Source organism: Pseudoalteromonas phenolica, from assembly GCF_044788725.1.
Taxonomy (GTDB): domain Bacteria; phylum Pseudomonadota; class Gammaproteobacteria; order Enterobacterales; family Alteromonadaceae; genus Pseudoalteromonas; species Pseudoalteromonas phenolica_C.
The window spans coordinates 1,500,244-1,517,792 of sequence record NZ_CP173161.1 but is presented as its reverse complement, the minus strand read 5'-3'; the positions used below and the strand labels follow the sequence as shown (position 1 = coordinate 1,517,792).

The following is a 17,549-nucleotide window of genomic DNA, read 5'->3' as shown; positions in this document are numbered from 1 at the left end:
TCCATTTCAGTAGTTTGTATCCGTCCGGTGATCACCACCTAGGCTTGAAACTGCCACGGTAGTAGACTATCGATATCGGGCGTTGGTTGGCACAATTCATTTAAGCATATTGTGATGTAATCGTAGGCTACTAAGCCGTTGGCTTTTGCTGTTTCGATGATGCTGTAAAGTATCGCACTGGCATTAGCCCCTGTCGCTGTTTGGCTAAACAACCAGTTCTTACGACCAATTACGAACGGCTTGATGGCTCTCTCTGCGCGATTATTGTCGATACTTAATCGCCCATCATTTACGTACATAATGAGTTTCGGCCATTGATTTGCCATGTAATTGGCAGCATCTATGAGTTTGCTATTACCAACTAAGCTAGGCTGATGCTTTTCAAGCCACTGTTTAATTTTGTCGAGTATCGGCTTACTTTGTGTTTGCCGAGTTTGATAAACCTCATCAACTGATTTGGTTTTTAATCGCGATTCTATGCCATACAGTTTCTGTATTAAACTGAGTACCACATCGGCTTTACCTGTTTTGTTTTTTCCTTGCAGCTTTTTCGCTTCTATAAATTTACGACGAGCATGCGCCCAGCAACCCACAAGGGTGGCCTGTGTTTTTTCATACGCTTGGTAGCCATCCACGTGTAAATAGCCTTGATAATCATCAAGGTAATCCATCACGCAGGCGGCTGCGCGACTATTATGGTAGTCGTAAAGCACGATATTGGGGATGAGGTTGTCCGGGTTGGGGGAATCGCCCCCTGAGCAGTACACCCACATGTAGCTGTTAACTTTATCCGATTTCACCACATTAACTGTGGTTTCATCCGCATTAAGCGTGGGCTGTTTGAGTAATTCTGCTTTTAAACGCTCAATGAGTGGCGTAAACAGCGCGGCTGATTTAATCACCCAGTCGCTCATGGTTTTTCGGCTGAGCGTTATGCCGTATTGCTTAAATAGGCTCTCTTGCCGATGAAGCGGTAAACCATATTGGTATTTACTGGTGATAATTTGGCTTAGTAAACTTGCTGTGGCTATGCCTTTGTTAATTGGCATCGCTGGCATTGGCTGTTGTTTTATCTTTGACTCGGTGCCTGATTTTTCACAATCACGACAGGCGTATTTGGGACGAATGTGCTCAATCACTTTGACTTGTGCAGGAATGAACTCAAGCTTTTCAGACGTATCTTCCCCGATTTTATGTAACTCCCCCCCACAACAGGCACAACATTTATCGTCGATGTCGTGAATAATTTGCTCGCGGGGTAAGTCTTTTGGGAGCGGTGTGCGTTTTGGTTTGCTGCGAGTATAGCTAATTGCTTGCAGCTCAAGCTCAACTGCTTCAGCAATCTCTTCCGCTTCATTGAATAATTCACCTTGCCCCACAAAGCCTTCCGCACTTGTGCCGAATTGTTTTTGTTGGGCTAAACGGAATTGCTCATATAAATAAGCGATTTTAGCGTCTTTCTTTATTGACGCTTCTCGTTCATATTTTAGTTGCTTTTCAAGCTCTGCAATGCGTTGTTGCATGGTAAATACATCGTTCATGCCTTTATTTTACGGCTTTCACTCACGATGTGTAGTGCTAACAGATTAAACATTGATGATCATCATTTGATCTGAACAATTAAATAACCGTGTGATGACTTACGTTTATTTCCTCATGACCAATGACATCATAGCCAGATAATAACCAGTGTAATTGCTGCTCGCTCAGAGTCATGGTGTTACTTGTAAGCTTAGGCCACTTGAATTTGTGTTTCTCAAGCCGCTTGTACCACAATGCAAAACCCGTCTTATCCCAGTAGAGTAGCTTTAACTTATCGTGCTTTTTATTGCAAAACACAAACAGCGAACCAGATAGAGCCGATAATTCAAGCTGACATTCCACCAACGCCGCTAGGCCATTAATGGATTTCCGAAAGTCCACATACTCAGCACATAAATACACTTCAGGTGGGTTAACAAACATCTTCATACAGATAAACCTTTAATAATCGAGACGACAACAGAAGGGCAAAGCGTGGTGGGAAGTGCCAGTTGGCCTGTGCGGACATTAAAGTTAATCGTAGGTCGCTCAACGATGCTAACTTGTGTACGTTGGCTTTGCTGCTCAACACGCACAAATTGAGAGGGTGCTTCTACTGATTGTGCTTGCTGCAGGCTTTTATATTTATAAAACGCGCTAATAGACACTTGGTGATGTTTGCAAAAGGCTTCATTTGTTCCGGGAAATGATGGGCGAAGCGCGAGGATTTCTTGCCAGCGTTTAGGGATTTGTGAATTCATAATAACCTCCAATAAATGATTGGCGGTATTTTCAAATACAAAAAATGTTGTTGCTAGGTGAGGTTGGTCGAACGGTTACGTTCTGGTAGTGCTTTGGTTTGAAAAAATCGGTTTTTAAACATAGTGAACCTCCGACACGATAGTGTGAAGGTTCTCTAAGAAGATAACAAGATAGATAATAAAAAATAGAACTTAGTTAACTTGACTTTAACTATCTAGTCATCTGAAACAGATGTAATTCCTATCGCGCTTGCACCAGCATCTCCCGTTAGGTACATCCGCAATGCGTATAACAGATCCGGAGTGTTACGGAACATTTCAGGCTTTTCAATTTGAAGGCTGATTCGGGACTTAATCTCGATGTTTCTATCGTTCACTATTCTGGAAACATCATCTACCAAGGTCACATATTTTTTGGTCAGATCATTATCCGGGGCGAAAATCATTTTGAACTCTTCACCCTCAATCCCTCGACTTCTCAGCAGCGCAAGAAGAAGCTCCAAATGCTTACAGAGAGTTGCTATCTGATATCCTTTTCCATCATTCACAACCTTCTGAAAGTCGAACTCAAGGCAGCCATATAAGTTTTTGGATAAAGCCCCGAGATCCTCTTTAGTCAATTTGTTGATCAGTGTTTTGGAACGCCAAAGAGCTATCGACAAAACCTCCATGGTAATGGATCTGGTCAGGCCCTGATTATCAATGGGGTCGATGACATTCTCCAACAACTTTTGTTGGTATGGCAGTTCGGCATTACCGATGGCGAAAGCAATATTCTTGTAGTACCTCCGCAAAAGCTTTTTATCCTTCACAGCATCAAGGAGCCGGGTACCAATAATCCTGGGGGCATCCTTATGTAGACAACACAAAAAGAAGAAAAGCTCCTCTTTAAGGGTGTCCGGCATATTGTCTGATTCAATTATTGATATGATTTTTTGAGTACCTTCGAATATCGCGCTTCTAAAATGGTCAGGCACATCTGACTCTGAAAGGGAGTGGCCATGATTCCAGATGGTTAATGCAGGGAAGCGGATGCTCTTAGATAAGAAGCACCCCTTAGGCTGTTCCGCTCCTATTGTTACGTCTTCTGCTGATAATTTTCCGTTGCTATCTTTCACCTTATAAAATGAAAGTACTTCACCTTGTTGAGGCAATCCTTGATCCGTTCTCAGCCACAACGACGATTTGTGCACAAACACATCATCAATAAAGCAGAAAATATTATCGTTCCCTTTGTCAATCCATTTAGAGATAACTCCGGATACACGACCATTGTGTGAGATATCACTAATTTTTTTGAGATCTCGTTCCAACCACTCCACAAGGTCAGAGAAGCTTTTGCCACCTTCTTTAGGAAACTTCTGAAAATCGGACCAGCGTTTACGGGCTGGGAAATCTGGAACCGGTAAGTTCTCTAGATCAACTACCTCTCCCTCTAACGCTGAGCGCCATTCCACTCGAATAGATTTGAAACCCGCCTCTGCTGAATTTAACGGAATAAATCTAAGTTCGTATGGTTCATCCGCTCCATAGGTGTAGGTCATCTTCAGTTTGCAGGCTGTGGCCTTCTTCAAAGGAAAGGCTGGCGATTTCAGGTATGCAACAAAATGTAGCTCTTGATTACCTTCTCCCTGCTGCAGAGGAAAACTGTAATGCGTTTGTCCGGCTGGAAGAGTAAATGACTCTTCTACTGGTATATTCACAGTTCTGCCACGTTGCGGTGTTACTGTCGCATCTTTTACCAAATAGAAATTTTCAAAGTGCCCATCACGTACAATTCTGATCGACAGTTCTGGAAGATGATCACGCCAAAGGGCAATGTCATCAACTTCCTCCTGCCATCTGTTTAACGTCTGGCAGCCTTTTATTGGTGACCATGCAGACCCCAGCCAGTTGTAGTCCTTTAGCAAATCTGACTTCCTGATTGTATCCTCAAGAGGCAGGATAAAGACACCAACTCCACGAAAATCCCTGTTTGTAAAGTTCAGGCAGTCACTGATAGCTTCGTTAGATAATATGTTGAGATATAAATCCTGAGTTAGAGCCTCTCGAATAGAACCTGGCAAGTGATACCAGTGTTCATCTTTCACAAAGGACACTTCCCCTGAATCACTGGTTAAACCATCGAAGCCGAACAAATGGAGGAGCTCTTCAGATGTCTGGCAGCCATCACGGTCAAGATTGTGAGCCATAGCAGTATGAATGCTTCTGTTTGGCACAATAACCGTAGGGTGTCGTTCCCAGCTCATGCCTTGTGTCTCAGACAATATTTCGTCCAGATCTTTTTGGTATATTGCCTGGACTGGGGTTATTGAAATGCCGCCGTCAAATGAATCAACCACCAGCACAAAATCTCTCTCTTTAACTCTGCCCTGTACAAATTTCTTCGATGATTGCCATGCAAAGATAGCGGCTATGCTTTTGGGAAGCGGTGTCGAATCGTCAAAATAAAAATTGACGCTTTTTCTTATTCCCTCAAGGTCGAAGTCATTGACCCAATCAGGAACAAGATAGGTCAGCTTTTCCGCCTTGATATAGTCACTCAACTTTTCCATAAAAAACATCGCTGCACTGCTTTTGGTGGTATCTGGCAGTGTTGAGCTATGTGAAAAGAGGCTCCTCATGCTGACCGTTTCAATATCTGAATGCAGGGCGATTGATTTTGCGTAACCACAGTCTATTACCATCCCTCCATTAATATTTAAAGGCCAGTGCTGCTGAAGCAACCTGAACGGCAGGTGCGCCTGAGAGCCTGTGTTATTCGTGAACGTCGGACGGATAGAACACAGGTCTACAACAGAGCTATCCATCCGTATTGGACCACTTTGGTTATTTGTCGGCGCAGAGTATTCAAACGGGGTATCCGTGACAAATGACAGTATCGCCTTCGGTATCTCTTTGAGAGATGCTGGCTCTATTTTTATTTTCTTTTTTGCGCCCTGAACTTCCTCAATAACCAGATTCTCGGAAACGATCTGTAATAAATACTTATCCTCACCGACTTGTATCTTCCATTTATCACCCGTCAAATTGAAATCGACAGGGATGATTCCTGCTGGAAGAGTTATGTCTTCAGCACATTCACCTTGTCGGTTGCTGCCGATATCAAAAGAAACTTCATATCCGGGAGATAATGAATCGAGGTTAAGCTTGCTTGACAGATTGTTTTGATGAAAAAATAAATCAACACCGCTTTCTTGTGTTACAAAGCCAAACTTCTTTTCATAATTTATAGTTTTAATCTTCCCTTTGATCTTTGAGTCAGCCGTAGGAAATAAATATCCCCGGACTGGCAATTCTGGGGAGATAGAAAAATTATCATAATCGAGACCGACCGGTTGCTGAACGATTCGAAAGCGCCCGCTATGGTTAAGCAAGGAAAGGGTATTCCAATAAAAAACACTGAGGATATCTCTAAGGACTCTTTTGCCATCCAGTGTAATCTGCACGTCGATAGCTTGGAGCCAGAGCCAACCATCCCACACTTTTCGATAACGTTTATCCTGAAGAAGCGTGTTGTTAGGCGGAAGATTGCCCCAAGCACCTATTTCAGCGGCATCTTCAGTTCTGAACCAGCGCTGGATGGAAACAAGCAACTCCTCACAAGTCTCTTCTGTCGCTGCTGAAAAAATATTCTGTCTTTCAATTAGAATTTGTTCCAGCCGGAACAGGAAAGCTCTCAAAAGTCGGTTTTCTGCCGTATCAACACTGGCTCTCCGCCTAACAGCCTTCATATAGGGCTTGCCAGAAAGCTTCTCACGGAGTGTTCTTCCCGGCTGACGACTGAGCCATTGAATACTGTTGCTGTCAACCTCTCTTGCTGCATGTATTGGCATCATGGCATGTTCGCGTAATATCTTATCCCGAGTATGCTCCATGATTGCCAGAACTGATTCCTTTGAGTGCGACACAATTCGATAGATACGGTCCTTTATCTCGCCCTCAGGTGACTCATGCCGCACCGATTTCTCCACGGCACTCAAAAAATCGACAATTCCGGTATGTAGTGCATCCCCTGAAACAGGATCGAAGCTCGAGACTTCCGTCAGCCACTTGCGAACTATTAGTATCCAATTGGCTTGGGTCTTTACCTCATCTTTATCGTTTAGCCCCCTATAAAGAGATTCAATCGAGTCAAATTCAATGGTTCTTTCCATTATCTATGACTCCTTTGTCTTATTACACAAATCCTTGAGTGATTTCGCTTCTTTTACGTCACATGACATAGTTTTCATTATTTCGTTTGTGGTTAGCTGCCATAGCTTCTTTTGGTTATCACTTGCAAATCTTTGGAGCTCACTAGGGATAAGAGTATCCCCCACTTTTGAACTACTATGAAAATTTGATTGTTCAGCTGAGGCAACTATGGCCTCTCTGGAATCGTTATTATTACTCTCACCCAAAAATGCATCATCTTTTAGATAATTAGCACTATTCCAGATAAACTGCCCATAGCCAAACTCACAAGCAAGATCGAAGTCCTCTACGATGTTATAATCGTCATTGACTAGTTGAGTTCGTATTTTATCAAGGCAGTCTAATTTTGATTTCCCTCGGGTTTCAATTCCTCGAAGTTTTGGCATAACCTTTTGAACAAGCTGGTCTTCAAAGGCAACTTTCATTGCTTTGCCCAAGCTTGCGTCATCGTTGTTTCTCTGAGCTTCCAACACATCTGGATAATTAGCAATGTAATACTCGATAGACTGCCACACCCTGTGCCCCAGAGCTCTACCAACCTTGGACAACGAGGTATTCATTTCTTCAATGAATCCTTTGAATGGTAAAATCTGATCGTCATTGAATTTGCTTTCTTTGCACCACCAACCCTCCCACAGTTTGCGGGGCAGCAGAGGAGCCTGTTCGCCCAACGGTTTCAGCTGACGGCGTCGTTCAAGAGTGGTCGGCCTGGGAAAATTGATTACAATTCCTCTATCAAGAACCTTATCCGAAAGAGATTTTGTTGTTTCGTCCTGATTCATAGTTCCTGCCCAGAGCACATTTCTTCCAAGAGGCAGATCATATTGTTGAATACCTGCGCCAAGCTTCACTTCAAGACACGGCACTTCGCTGCCTTTGCGACCGCGTCGCAGCTCAAGCTTACTTAGAAATTCAGCAAAATAAAGCTCAACATGAGCGAGGTTCATCTCATCCATTAATATGAGACTCATTACATCCTCTAAGCCTGGATAGTCATCAACCTGTGCCTTTTGACTTTGTGCCAATAAACGCAGAACTGGTTGGGCATCAAATTTGTTATCGATGGAATTGAAGAAGCCAAGCATCGATTCCTGACTGTCCCAATTTGGCTGTACAGACAGGCTCAGAAAATTGATACCGCCAAAATGGGAGTAAAGTCTGGGCAGTTCAGATTTACCTGTACCACTAACCCCAGATAGAACGGTCATGGGTGACCATTCAGCAGTTTTTAAAGCTGTATGAAACGCATAAAGTATTCGTCGTGGAAATCTCAAACCATAATTTGCGCAAGATGTCCTAATCCTATCAAGCCATTGAATTTCACTAATTTGCTCCTGCGCGCGAGGCAGACTCTTATGAATGTATGGAGTTTCAATGTCCCGAACCCTTGCTTCTCGGTCCTGTTCACGCTCGTAAGAAGACTGTAAACGTTTAAGCTCTTCCATCAATCTGTTATTGTCGGCATCCACCGACTCAAAACGTCTCTGCAAAGATTTGTTTTTATCGGACAGCTCAGCTACCTGCATTTCAAGGTCTGACTGGGTCCGTGCAGAACTTCTAAGAACCTCATTTTCTTCAGATAGCCGCTCACAAGCCAACTGCAACTCACTCTTTTCAGATTTCAATCGATCAAAAGCTTCTTGCATCTCATGTGTTGGACGTGTGGCGAGGTCTTCTCGCAGCTTTTTGATTTCCTCTTCATAGGTTTTCAACTTCAGCAAAACAGCAGCCGGATCTTCATCTCCAAGTTTTTGCTTCAGTTCTTCAAAGTTTGAAATGAGGGCACTGCTTGTTTTGATGGATTCTCTCAAACGTGCAATTTCCTCATTAAGCGCAGACCTCTCACTCTCAAAAGATTGCTTCCGTTCAACAACCTTGGCATCCACCTCAACGTTCAAATTAGCTTCTCGTTCCTCAAGGCGGTCTTTGCTGGATTGAAGGCGCTGCTTTTGATACTCAAGCTCATCCTTGAGTTCATCAAGCGCAGCCTGATCCTTCAGGAGAGCCTTTCTTTTTTGTTCGAGCTCATCCTTTTCCTGTTGAATCGCAGCCTCATGAACTTTCAGTCTATCAGCTATCTCTTTCTCCAAGCTTGCTATTCTGGATGTCCTCTCCTCCGAAAGTTCTTTTTCAATGGCAGTCAGAGCGTTTGCCCGTTTTAACTCCTGCTCCTTTTCATGTTCTTTCCGAAGATTGAAGAGCTCGTCATCAAGCTTTGCCCGGGCATCTGCATACCCATTGTCCCTTTGGATTTCAGCCTTTTGTATCGCCACCTCTCTCTGCCGCAGTTTTTCCTTTTCGGATTCAAGAGACTCCAGCTCACTTACACATTGAGATTCCCGCTGCTCCAATTGTTTTTTGAATGCTGCGAACTTTTCCTCAAAAAGTTGCGGAAAGCCGTTTTTGGCCTGAAGCTCCATCTCTTCAAGCTGAACACGTTTGTCATTCTGCTCCGCTTCTTTTTTAGCTATCGCGTCTTTAGCGGCTTTTAGCTCCTGTTCCTTTTGAACGATAGAGGTCTTTTTTTGGCCAAGAGAATATTCTAATTCTTTCAGTTCCTGCTGTTTAATCAAGAGACCAACCTCTGGGACGTTCATTGTTTTATCAGCCTGAACTGCCTGTATAATATCCTCAGAAAACTGGGCGTTCTGCTTGTTATTGCTGTCCATTAGAAGACCTCCGTTATGATCTTGATTGCTTTGAATACATTGTTTTTCAACGACTCCATATCGTCCCGTGAAAGAGCTGAGGAAAGCGTGTTTCCATCACCTCGTTTGTTCAATAAATCTGCTATGAATTGAATGACACATGCATCTGCTTGATAAAGACATTGGATCTCATTATTTGACGCAACAAACATAAGACCCAGTAGATCTGCTCCAAGTGAAGCTCCAAATCCATCAATAGATTTTTTGATAAAGCCACTTTTTACAGTTGTAATTGATAGCGGAATTTTATCGCAACTCTTGTAGAAACCAGCCTCAATTAGTTTATGAAGCGCTCTTTTTTTTATGTCTTCGCTACTACTGATTCCAACAGCCCTTCGGTCCTTTATTTTGGGGTGAAGACTGATTTGCATTGCTGAAGCTAGACCCTTGAGGATTTCAACAGACATTAGCTCATCCAAACGCTGCGCAAACATAAGTTCTATGCGAATGAGCTGTTCCTTCAGTTCATATGCCATTTCGTAGATAAAAGAGAGCCCAAAGAAATCGTCCAGTTGAGTTTCTGCATTGAGACGCTCCTGGTTTATATCTATCTCTATATCATAACTGTGATTATTTTCTGACAGCTCCGAAGAAATGGCGGGCAACAGCGCTTTAATAACCGTTACAGTACGGTTAACATCTTCCTTGAGTTGCTCTTTATCCTTCTTGTAGTCAGAAATGTCGCCATGTGAAACGGAATCCCGCAGTTTTTTAAGGGACCGTGCAAAATCCAAAAAACCACTATGATTCCGCACCAAACCATGAACTGGGTGAGTAGCATATTTCGTTGCAGCTCCAGCAATAGCCATCGCTAATAAAGGCTGAAGCTTGACTTTCCCATTTTGTATTTGCCGTATCGCCCCCGCCTTAACTTGAAGTAGCAGTTTGCTTTTTGGGGATAGAGAGAAACCGACTTTTTTAGCGAACCCATAGAGTAATCTTTCGTTGTGTTCATAATTCTGACTGGAAAATGTTTGCTCCCATTCAGGAACAGGATATTCAGCAACGACCAGAGCTAATGCGTATTCGACTGAAGAGTAGAGTTTCGAGCCGATCTGCTGTTTGTTAGAAACATATTCTCTTTCTTCATGCTCGGTTTTTGGTAATTCATTTAATTTAGCCAAAGCAGAATTGATACCGTATCCAGCATGTCTGAATAGTTTAGTAATACTGGGATATCTCCATTGGTCACCCTTAAGGTAAGTCGCGTTTTTTTTCTCTGAAGTAATTCTATCAACAACTCCTTTCTTCTTGATGTCTTTAACCCACTGCCAGTCCAGAGAAGTAAGGTAATTGGCAAAACTTTCAGAGAATCCAAAGCCGCACCCATCTGTCACCAAAAGGTCAGAATTGCCTATCTGGATAAGGACATTGCAATGCAAGTAAACCAGTTCCGGATTATCATGTAAGGATATGGCTTCAGCCATTGGCACCGGAGGCGGGTACTGATCGATACCTTGGTTCAACAAGGCGTGCCGTTTATATTTTTTCTTAAACTCCCTAATGGCTCTGATGATATCGTTGGAATCAGGAACTGCTTTCCAGCAAGAGTCTTTTGCTGGGCGTATCTGAATTGAACGAATCGATTTTTCATCAGTAGGGTTAATGAAGAAATTTACATAGTGTTCAAACTCACCTTTTTTCTGAGGATTCTCTTTTGAGAAAAGATTCTCTATTTTTTTATAGTTCAACTGCTCCGTGCTGACATAGGGAAGAAGCTTCCCAGACAACAAATCTAAAAACACTGTGGCCACGATATATTCCAGATTTCCGTCTGATTTATTCTGCCACTCGTCCAGAAGCTCCTGTCCTTGCTGAGTCAACTCATAGCGATCATTCAAAAGGCCGAGCTGGTTGAGGCGATTCTGAATGAAGGCCACCAACTCCTTTTCAAGACAAGTGAGCAGCGCAATCTTTTCTGTGTCGCCAGATTCAATCTCTGTTATCTTCAAGACAGTTTCTTCAAACACATTGAGGCCACTCTTTTTCTTTTGCGGAATAGAGATGTTGAAAGCGTGACATGGCCATAGAACACTTTGTCTGGCGGCGATGTTCAATCCATCCAATGCTGTGCGAAAACTGATTACTTTAGGACGGTGGTCTTTTGCTGATTTTTTTGTAGAGGGCGCACTCATAGGATCGTCCCCTTTTCTTGGCACAAATCATAGAAGTTTTTCAGAGCCGGAACTGCATCCACAGCAATCTGGGTGTTTGTAAGGACGCCGTTTCCCACAATGGCTAAGACCTTCTTCTGACGACTCATGCTCACACATAGGCGGTTTTCCGACATGAGATGACCGAATAGTTTTTGTTGCTTCTTTTTGTAATCCAGCTCGTTGCGTATATTAGGCGGCAAGGCGTTCATGTCCTGAGACCTCACCATGGAAAGAAACACAATATCGAACTCCATGCCCTGAAAGGCATCAACAGTACCGATGCGGAGCCGCTCTTCGCCATTTTCAAGAAAGCGGTATTCCTGACATATCTGCCATGTACCATCCTGTGCCCGCTCCGTGACACCATATTTTTCTAACTCTCTGTAGACTTCAAATACTTGAGGTTTATAAAAACTAATAATTCCAAAACTAAGGCCTGCATGCTTTGTATCACCAGTCAGTTCCTGCATAAATTCTGCACTGGATTCTTTCGATTTTATCCAAGTATTAGTTTTTTCAGCGATAACTTCTGCCTCTACACTTCGCCATCTCTTCCCACCATCTTTGTTGTAACCTTCTGGCCCTCGACTATTAGGTACATCAAACCATACAGCTGCTTTATCTTCGATGCCTTTTAACTTCTGGGAAAAATACTTAGCAGCTAAAGGAGAACGATAACCTTCATTGTATTGGTTATAAAAGTTGCGGCTTACAAAATCCCCCAAAATCGGATGTGTTCGGTACTGAGCATCCAGCGTCACTGTTCGTTTGATGCCATCTTTCTCCTCCAGTTTCTTCAGGCGGTTGAACAGATACTCAAACATACTTTTCTTGACAAAATCGACCTCAACCGACGGATCGGATGAATCGCCACCTTCCAAGGCTCTCGCGACCTCCTCATCAATCAAATGAGGCAACTGCCTGTGGTCCCCGACAAGGATTATTCTTTTTTCAGCCTGAGACATCGGAATAAGCAGGTCTCGCGGGCTGGTTCTCGCCGCCTCATCGATGATCACCGTATCGTACCTGACCATTTCTGTTCGCTGATCATATCGGACGTTTTTATTCTTTGAGCGGATGATATCTTTCCCGACCGCCTGTTGAGTGGTTGCAGCATACACAAAGTTGTAATCCTCTATGGCCTCACGAACGCCATCAGGATTGTCTTCAAGCTCATGTAAAAACTCAGCCAGAATTGCATCCCTTTTATTGGTTGAATTAAGTTTTTTCTCCAGAAGCTGAGATACCGTTGCCACCAATCTCAATACATCCTCTCTTGGTTTTTCTGTCCTGAAATCAGGCAAAGGCAGATATTTATAAAGTAGTGATTCTTTCAGCTCTCTAAGCTCTGGAAGAAAACTTAAAGGCTTACCACAGCGCCAACGAGAAGCTTTTTCAAGAACGATTAAATCTGGATTAGCCAGTTCGTCTTCGATCTTATCCAGCAAATCGACCGCTCTTGCTGCACCGTCGTCAACAAAGGCAGATTCACTGACACGAAGAGCACGAACGAGCCGCAAGGTGGAAGGATCATTTGGCTTCAGCTCCGTCTGCAGGGAATTGATAATTTCTTCAGCCTCACTGGTGACCTCTTCAGAAATAACGTCTCTGGGCAATCCCAGAATACGCTCCATTAAACTGACGGTGTTGCTCTTAGAGGGACACAATGAATATACGACAAACAGCTCTGCCAGTCTTACCTGATCCTCAGTCTGAGCAATCTGAGGATTCTTGTTTCGAATATTCTCAGCGACACTGGAGCACCATTTGTTAATTTTTTCAGTAACAGCATCTGCCGTAAACTCCGAATCACCGGACCTTTTGCCGAACTTAACGGCCGGAAGGGCATTAACACTCAGTCTCGAAACGATGTTCTCCACCGCATCATGCTGAAAACCGGAGATAAGTATCTGACCTCTTATCGACTTGGTTTTGTCATATTCCTCATTGAGCCTTTCAAGAATTGCCGTGACTACAGTTGTTTTGCCTGTTCCCGGAGGCCCCTGAATAAGAGCAATATCCGGGGTGTTCAATGCGACATCGATAGCCTCCTCCTGCCTGTCTGTGGGAGGGTGTTTGAAAATCTTCTCTTTCACGAAGGACGTCAAAGGCTTCAGTTTGGTGACGCGCTGTATGTCAGGGAGAGTTCCACCTTCTTCAATCAGCAGGCCGAGTAGCGGATTAGCACAGCGTCCTTCCAGAATGGCTGACCGTGCCCGCATTCGTCTTTCAATCTGAATTTTGTCTCCATTGATGGACAGAATCAAAAACATTGGACCAGACGGGATTGACGACAGGTCCAATTCAATGCTGGTTTTTGAAAGTTTAAGGATTGGGGCATAGACAGAAGCTGGCATTTCAGCATCGTTCTTTTTCTGATCCTTTTTGGATGCAAATTCTTCTTCCAGAGCCGTGCTGTAGGCTTCCCATGTAAGATCAGGATTCTGGAGATATAAAGGCTCCTCGGAGGTGATCTCTATCTCATCTCCTTCGGTAAGTTGATCCGGAATAGACGGCACAAAAAACTTCACTCCTTTTGTTGTCTGCTCTGTGCCATGAAAATCTATTCGACCTACGGCTTTCGCCCTTGCCAACAGCATTTCACCTTCAATAGCGCCATATTCGTCCCACTGTTTTAAGTAGCTCCCTGTTTCCTTGGTAAGCTGACTCATAGCTCCAGCAGCTAAAGCCCGAATGCGCCCCGTCTTAGTGTAATCAGAAAACTGGACCGTACCCCTTGCCAGACGCAATGATCCTTCACTCATCTGGTTATCTCTAAAGACCGCTTTGGTCGCAAAATAGATATCCTTTGACTTATCGACATTGCGCCTTTCAACCGGGATACGAACCCTCTCGCCATAGATAGAGAATTCCCGGTACTTCTCCTGCACAATGGCTTGGGAGTTGGGCGAGCCCTCATCCTCAGGAGTATCCGCTTCAAAGTCAGCCTTGGCGGATGGGCCGCTCATGAGCAGAAAGAAATCTTCGCCGCCAACGCTGATTTTGCATTTATCGTTTAATACGCTCCCCAGCTCTTCAGCTCCATTGAAGCGAATGCCATTTCTTTTAGCCGTTGATTCTATGCGCTCATCAATGCCGATCTCCACGTCGCCAATTTCAACGATTTCACCATTGAAAAAGATGATTTTAACAAGCGCACTACCGTCCTTCGCAACCTGCATTACCTCGGCAAGGTGCGCACAGCCTCTTTTTAAATGGAAATTCAGATCTTTTCCGGCCGAGGCTTCCCGGAGCATCATACTCCACTGCTGGTCATCGATTCTTAATCTGTATGCCTGCCCGGTATTGTTAAGTGCGATATATCCAACACCCATGTTTGGAGTCTCTCCGGACAGCTCCTGTTTCATCCATAATTCAAAGGTGATTTCAGCATTTATGTCTTTCAGTTTCATTTGCCACCTCCGCTGATTATGCATTTAACCAACCGAGGACTATTCAAATGTGCGAACATCCAAAACTGAACATCCGGTGTTACCCGGTCTATTTTCATCTGTGAATAAACTTTCTGAAAACCACTTTGCGGGTGGCTGTCAGCGGCAACGGATAAATCGGCTTTGCCATGGTCTGACTTTTTAATCAGAATGCCATTATTGCTCGAAGAAATGAGCACCTCTGCTGTATCAGAATCAATCATTGCAAACTCGTTAAAGACTCGTCTCGGTACTGTCAGCTCTGCCCCCTGCGAGATCTCACGTACATACCGCCAGCATGGTGAGTTCAAGGGTTTGTCCGGTCCATTCCATCGATAAGACTTAAGAATGAGTACCTGCGGCCTCTGTGTTTTACAGTAAGGGCAATTGTGACCCTCTGTTTCCGGGTGAATGAAATCATAGTAATAGTTCATCGAGCAGCCTGGGCACGTGACGGTCATATCCACTGCCTGAGCAAGAGCTTCAGGCCAGTGATAGATAGTCGGCCGCAGCAAGGGAGATGTTCTTCCCGGTCCGAATGTGCCCTCAAACAAAGCGGTCAGCTTCTCTGTAAGAAGAAGGGATCTGGGTAGGCCGCTGTTGGAAGAGTTGGAATCATCATCTTGGTCATCAACCCAAGGGAACAATCCGGCATAAGCCTTATCATCAATATCCTCGTCATCATTTTCTTCATCAGCCCAGTCGCCTTCATCCGTTCCATCTACTTTTTTCCCTACAAAAGGGTGAATCAGCGAGAGCAGGTAGAAAGCCACCACCGCAAACGCATGGCAATCGCTTGAAGGTCTTCCACCGTCTTTGCCCTGAACGAGCTCGGGGGCTCCGTATTTTGGTGTGTAAACAACACTTCCGCCTGCGGTGATTTCAAACCGAATATTGTCGGCATCAATCAGCCAGACGGCTGAATCATCAAGCCCTTCTGAAATAAAGATATTGTTGGGAGAGATGTCACCATAGACCATGCCATTGCCGTGAAGGCGTGCCAGCAATGATGCGCATTTGTAGAGCGCATGAAGCCTGCGTCTGAGCCCACCGGTTCTATAATAATGAACAATCTTTTTAGCTTCGTTCTCCGGCATTGCCGAAAGCCATGCCGGGATATCGTCTGGGCCAATATTTTCTGCGGACTTGCCATCGAGCCAGAAATGACTGAACGGAACCATTTCACTCAAAAGCTGCATCACATAACCGGCATTGTCTTGAAGCAGAGCTGCTGGTACGGATATATTCAGGTTTTCTGGCAGAGGCAGGAGCCGGACGCGCTTAAAGCGCTTTGAATACCGTTCAACCAACTCCTCATCGGTGACTGGAGTTCCGCTTTCATCTGTAACAAGTTTGATCGCCAGATCAGGGTCCTTGGTACGGAAAACGACCCCTTGGCCACCTTGCCCGAGCACCTTGTCCTGAATGTGTACATTCTGATATTCATCCACGTACTCGTTGAATCTTTGACTCATTGGGAACCTCCTTTTTTAAACAGGCAGGCAATCGTCTTGTCATCGGAGTGTCCCGGGACAGGCCATTCATTGAGCCACCGTTTGAGATCCCTCTGTCTTTCTCCCGACTCCAGGTCTGCATAAGTCGAGTAGAGTTCCTGTGCAAAAGTCATCTGCTTTTCAGGTAACAGGTCATCGGATATGCCATCTGTGCATAGCACAACTGCATTGCATGCCGCGCTTTCAATCGTCGCGGTTTCCCACTGTTCGGGCTTAAACTCCTGTTGAAGGCAGCTGGTATAGTTTGAGAAGGAATCTTGTTTGTGATCACTGAGAATAAGTTGGTTTTCGCTAGATTCTCCAAGGGCGGCAATCATTCCGTCACCAAGGCGTCCAAGAGTGATAATTCCTGCGTTCTGGATAGCGAAAAGGCATGTGGCCGAACAATCTGTTGAAGAGTACGGAGCTATTTTCACAAGCCAGTTGGCATGAATGAGCCTTAAAATATCTACGATATTGGCATCGGGGGTATTATGGTAGCTCTTGGCTGCCTCAAACACAGCCAGACAGGCGGCTTTTGAACCGTGATCTGAATGTTCCTTGCTGCCCAGTCCGTCCGATACAACAACGACATTTCCCCATTTATACCGACGTGCCATCCAAGAATCCTGATTAGGAGTCCCTGCTTTAACATGTAGGGGGCCAATCACTGTGGCTCCCCAACTATTCCAGAGTTTGTCAAGCATCCCAATCCTCCTCTGGTTCTTCTGTTTCAGCCGGTGCGGATTCCAGAACCCGGGCTGTGGATACTGGCGCGGTCAACGGCTCATCAGAACCAAAGATTGTGCTGTCAATCGCTGAAGCTATGTTCTCCGAAAGGTAAATATTGTTATTTGTGGAAATTTTCTTCAACTTCAACAGGTCAGCATCAGCGCCGACGGCAACTGTCCGGATGATCAGGTCGCTAAATGTGTCCAGTTGTTTCTGAAAGCTAACGATATCTGAATTGGGGAAATTGCCGTCAGACAGAATGAGAACCATTAATCTCCCGGTATCATTCAGATACTGGGACAGAAAATCAGAGAGAACACATAGGTTCGATGAGCCTTCAGCGTTAAAGGCAGGGATATCCCCGTCGCTTTGCAAAACGGTCTCGGCAATATTCTGCGCCCATTGATAAAAGCGGATGTCTAAGCCCGAATATTTTTCCTTATCTATGAACCTTAACTGAGCCGCATATCGGCAAAGATTCCGCTGAAGATGGATTTTGCCCATCTCATTCATACTGCCGGAAACATCTACAAAAATAAAAAGTTCCATC

Annotated in this window: 10 protein-coding genes; all 10 read right to left on the bottom strand. The window is 44.4% G+C overall.

The features are described from left to right. Positions 1-38: 38 nt before the first annotated feature. Positions 39-1,523 carry an IS66 family transposase gene (gene tnpC / locus ACH784_RS07005; protein ID WP_404395210.1) on the bottom strand — a complete coding sequence of 495 codons (1,485 nt, stop codon included), beginning with the start codon at positions 1,521-1,523 and terminating at the stop codon, positions 39-41. Positions 1,524-1,620: 97 nt separating this feature from the next. Beyond that, positions 1,621-1,971 (bottom strand): IS66 family insertion sequence element accessory protein TnpB, encoded by a 351-nt coding sequence (gene tnpB / locus ACH784_RS07000; RefSeq protein ID WP_404394594.1) that lies wholly within the window; start codon positions 1,969-1,971, stop codon positions 1,621-1,623. Further along, complete coding sequence (gene tnpA, locus ACH784_RS06995; RefSeq protein ID WP_404394593.1) at positions 1,968-2,282, bottom strand: IS66 family insertion sequence element accessory protein TnpA; 315 nt, start codon at positions 2,280-2,282, stop codon at positions 1,968-1,970. The genes tnpB and tnpA overlap by 4 nt, the downstream gene beginning before the upstream one ends. A gap of 215 nt (positions 2,283-2,497) precedes the next feature. Then, positions 2,498-6,439 (bottom strand): DUF2357 domain-containing protein, encoded by a 3,942-nt coding sequence (locus ACH784_RS06990; RefSeq protein WP_404394591.1) that lies wholly within the window; start codon positions 6,437-6,439, stop codon positions 2,498-2,500. A 3-nt stretch (positions 6,440-6,442) separates the two neighbouring features. Next, positions 6,443-9,148, bottom strand: a complete 2,706-nt coding sequence (locus ACH784_RS06985) for a chromosome partitioning protein ParA (protein ID WP_404394590.1) — start codon at positions 9,146-9,148, stop codon at positions 6,443-6,445. Continuing rightward, entirely contained in the window at positions 9,148-11,322 is a 2,175-nt protein-coding gene (locus tag ACH784_RS06980; RefSeq protein ID WP_404394589.1) for a hypothetical protein, read from the bottom strand. The genes ACH784_RS06985 and ACH784_RS06980 overlap by 1 nt, the downstream gene beginning before the upstream one ends. After that, positions 11,319-14,756: a DEAD/DEAH box helicase gene (locus tag ACH784_RS06975; protein ID WP_404394588.1), complete on the bottom strand. Its 3,438-nt coding sequence runs from the start codon at positions 14,754-14,756 to the stop codon at positions 11,319-11,321. Before ACH784_RS06975 ends, ACH784_RS06980 begins: the two co-directional genes overlap by 4 nt. Beyond that, complete coding sequence (locus tag ACH784_RS06970; protein WP_404394586.1) at positions 14,753-16,249, bottom strand: serine/threonine protein kinase; 1,497 nt, start codon at positions 16,247-16,249, stop codon at positions 14,753-14,755. The genes ACH784_RS06975 and ACH784_RS06970 overlap by 4 nt, the downstream gene beginning before the upstream one ends. Further along, complete coding sequence (locus ACH784_RS06965; RefSeq protein WP_404394585.1) at positions 16,246-16,974, bottom strand: PP2C family serine/threonine-protein phosphatase; 729 nt, start codon at positions 16,972-16,974, stop codon at positions 16,246-16,248. Before ACH784_RS06965 ends, ACH784_RS06970 begins: the two co-directional genes overlap by 4 nt. After that, entirely contained in the window at positions 16,967-17,548 is a 582-nt protein-coding gene (locus ACH784_RS06960; RefSeq protein ID WP_404394583.1) for a hypothetical protein, read from the bottom strand. The genes ACH784_RS06965 and ACH784_RS06960 overlap by 8 nt, the downstream gene beginning before the upstream one ends. Position 17,549 lies beyond the last annotated feature (1 nt).

Coding starts and splice junctions, on each gene's coding strand:
- tnpC (WP_404395210.1), bottom strand. CDS start 1,523: ATGCAACAACGCATTGCAGAGCTTGAAAAGCAACTAAAATATGAACGA.
- tnpB (WP_404394594.1), bottom strand. CDS start 1,971: ATGAAGATGTTTGTTAACCCACCTGAAGTGTATTTATGTGCTGAGTAT.
- tnpA (WP_404394593.1), bottom strand. CDS start 2,282: ATGAATTCACAAATCCCTAAACGCTGGCAAGAAATCCTCGCGCTTCGC.
- ACH784_RS06990 (WP_404394591.1), bottom strand. CDS start 6,439: ATGGAAAGAACCATTGAATTTGACTCGATTGAATCTCTTTATAGGGGG.
- ACH784_RS06985 (WP_404394590.1), bottom strand. CDS start 9,148: ATGGACAGCAATAACAAGCAGAACGCCCAGTTTTCTGAGGATATTATA.
- ACH784_RS06980 (WP_404394589.1), bottom strand. CDS start 11,322: ATGAGTGCGCCCTCTACAAAAAAATCAGCAAAAGACCACCGTCCTAAA.
- ACH784_RS06975 (WP_404394588.1), bottom strand. CDS start 14,756: ATGAAACTGAAAGACATAAATGCTGAAATCACCTTTGAATTATGGATG.
- ACH784_RS06970 (WP_404394586.1), bottom strand. CDS start 16,249: ATGAGTCAAAGATTCAACGAGTACGTGGATGAATATCAGAATGTACAC.
- ACH784_RS06965 (WP_404394585.1), bottom strand. CDS start 16,974: ATGCTTGACAAACTCTGGAATAGTTGGGGAGCCACAGTGATTGGCCCC.
- ACH784_RS06960 (WP_404394583.1), bottom strand. CDS start 17,548: ATGGAACTTTTTATTTTTGTAGATGTTTCCGGCAGTATGAATGAGATG.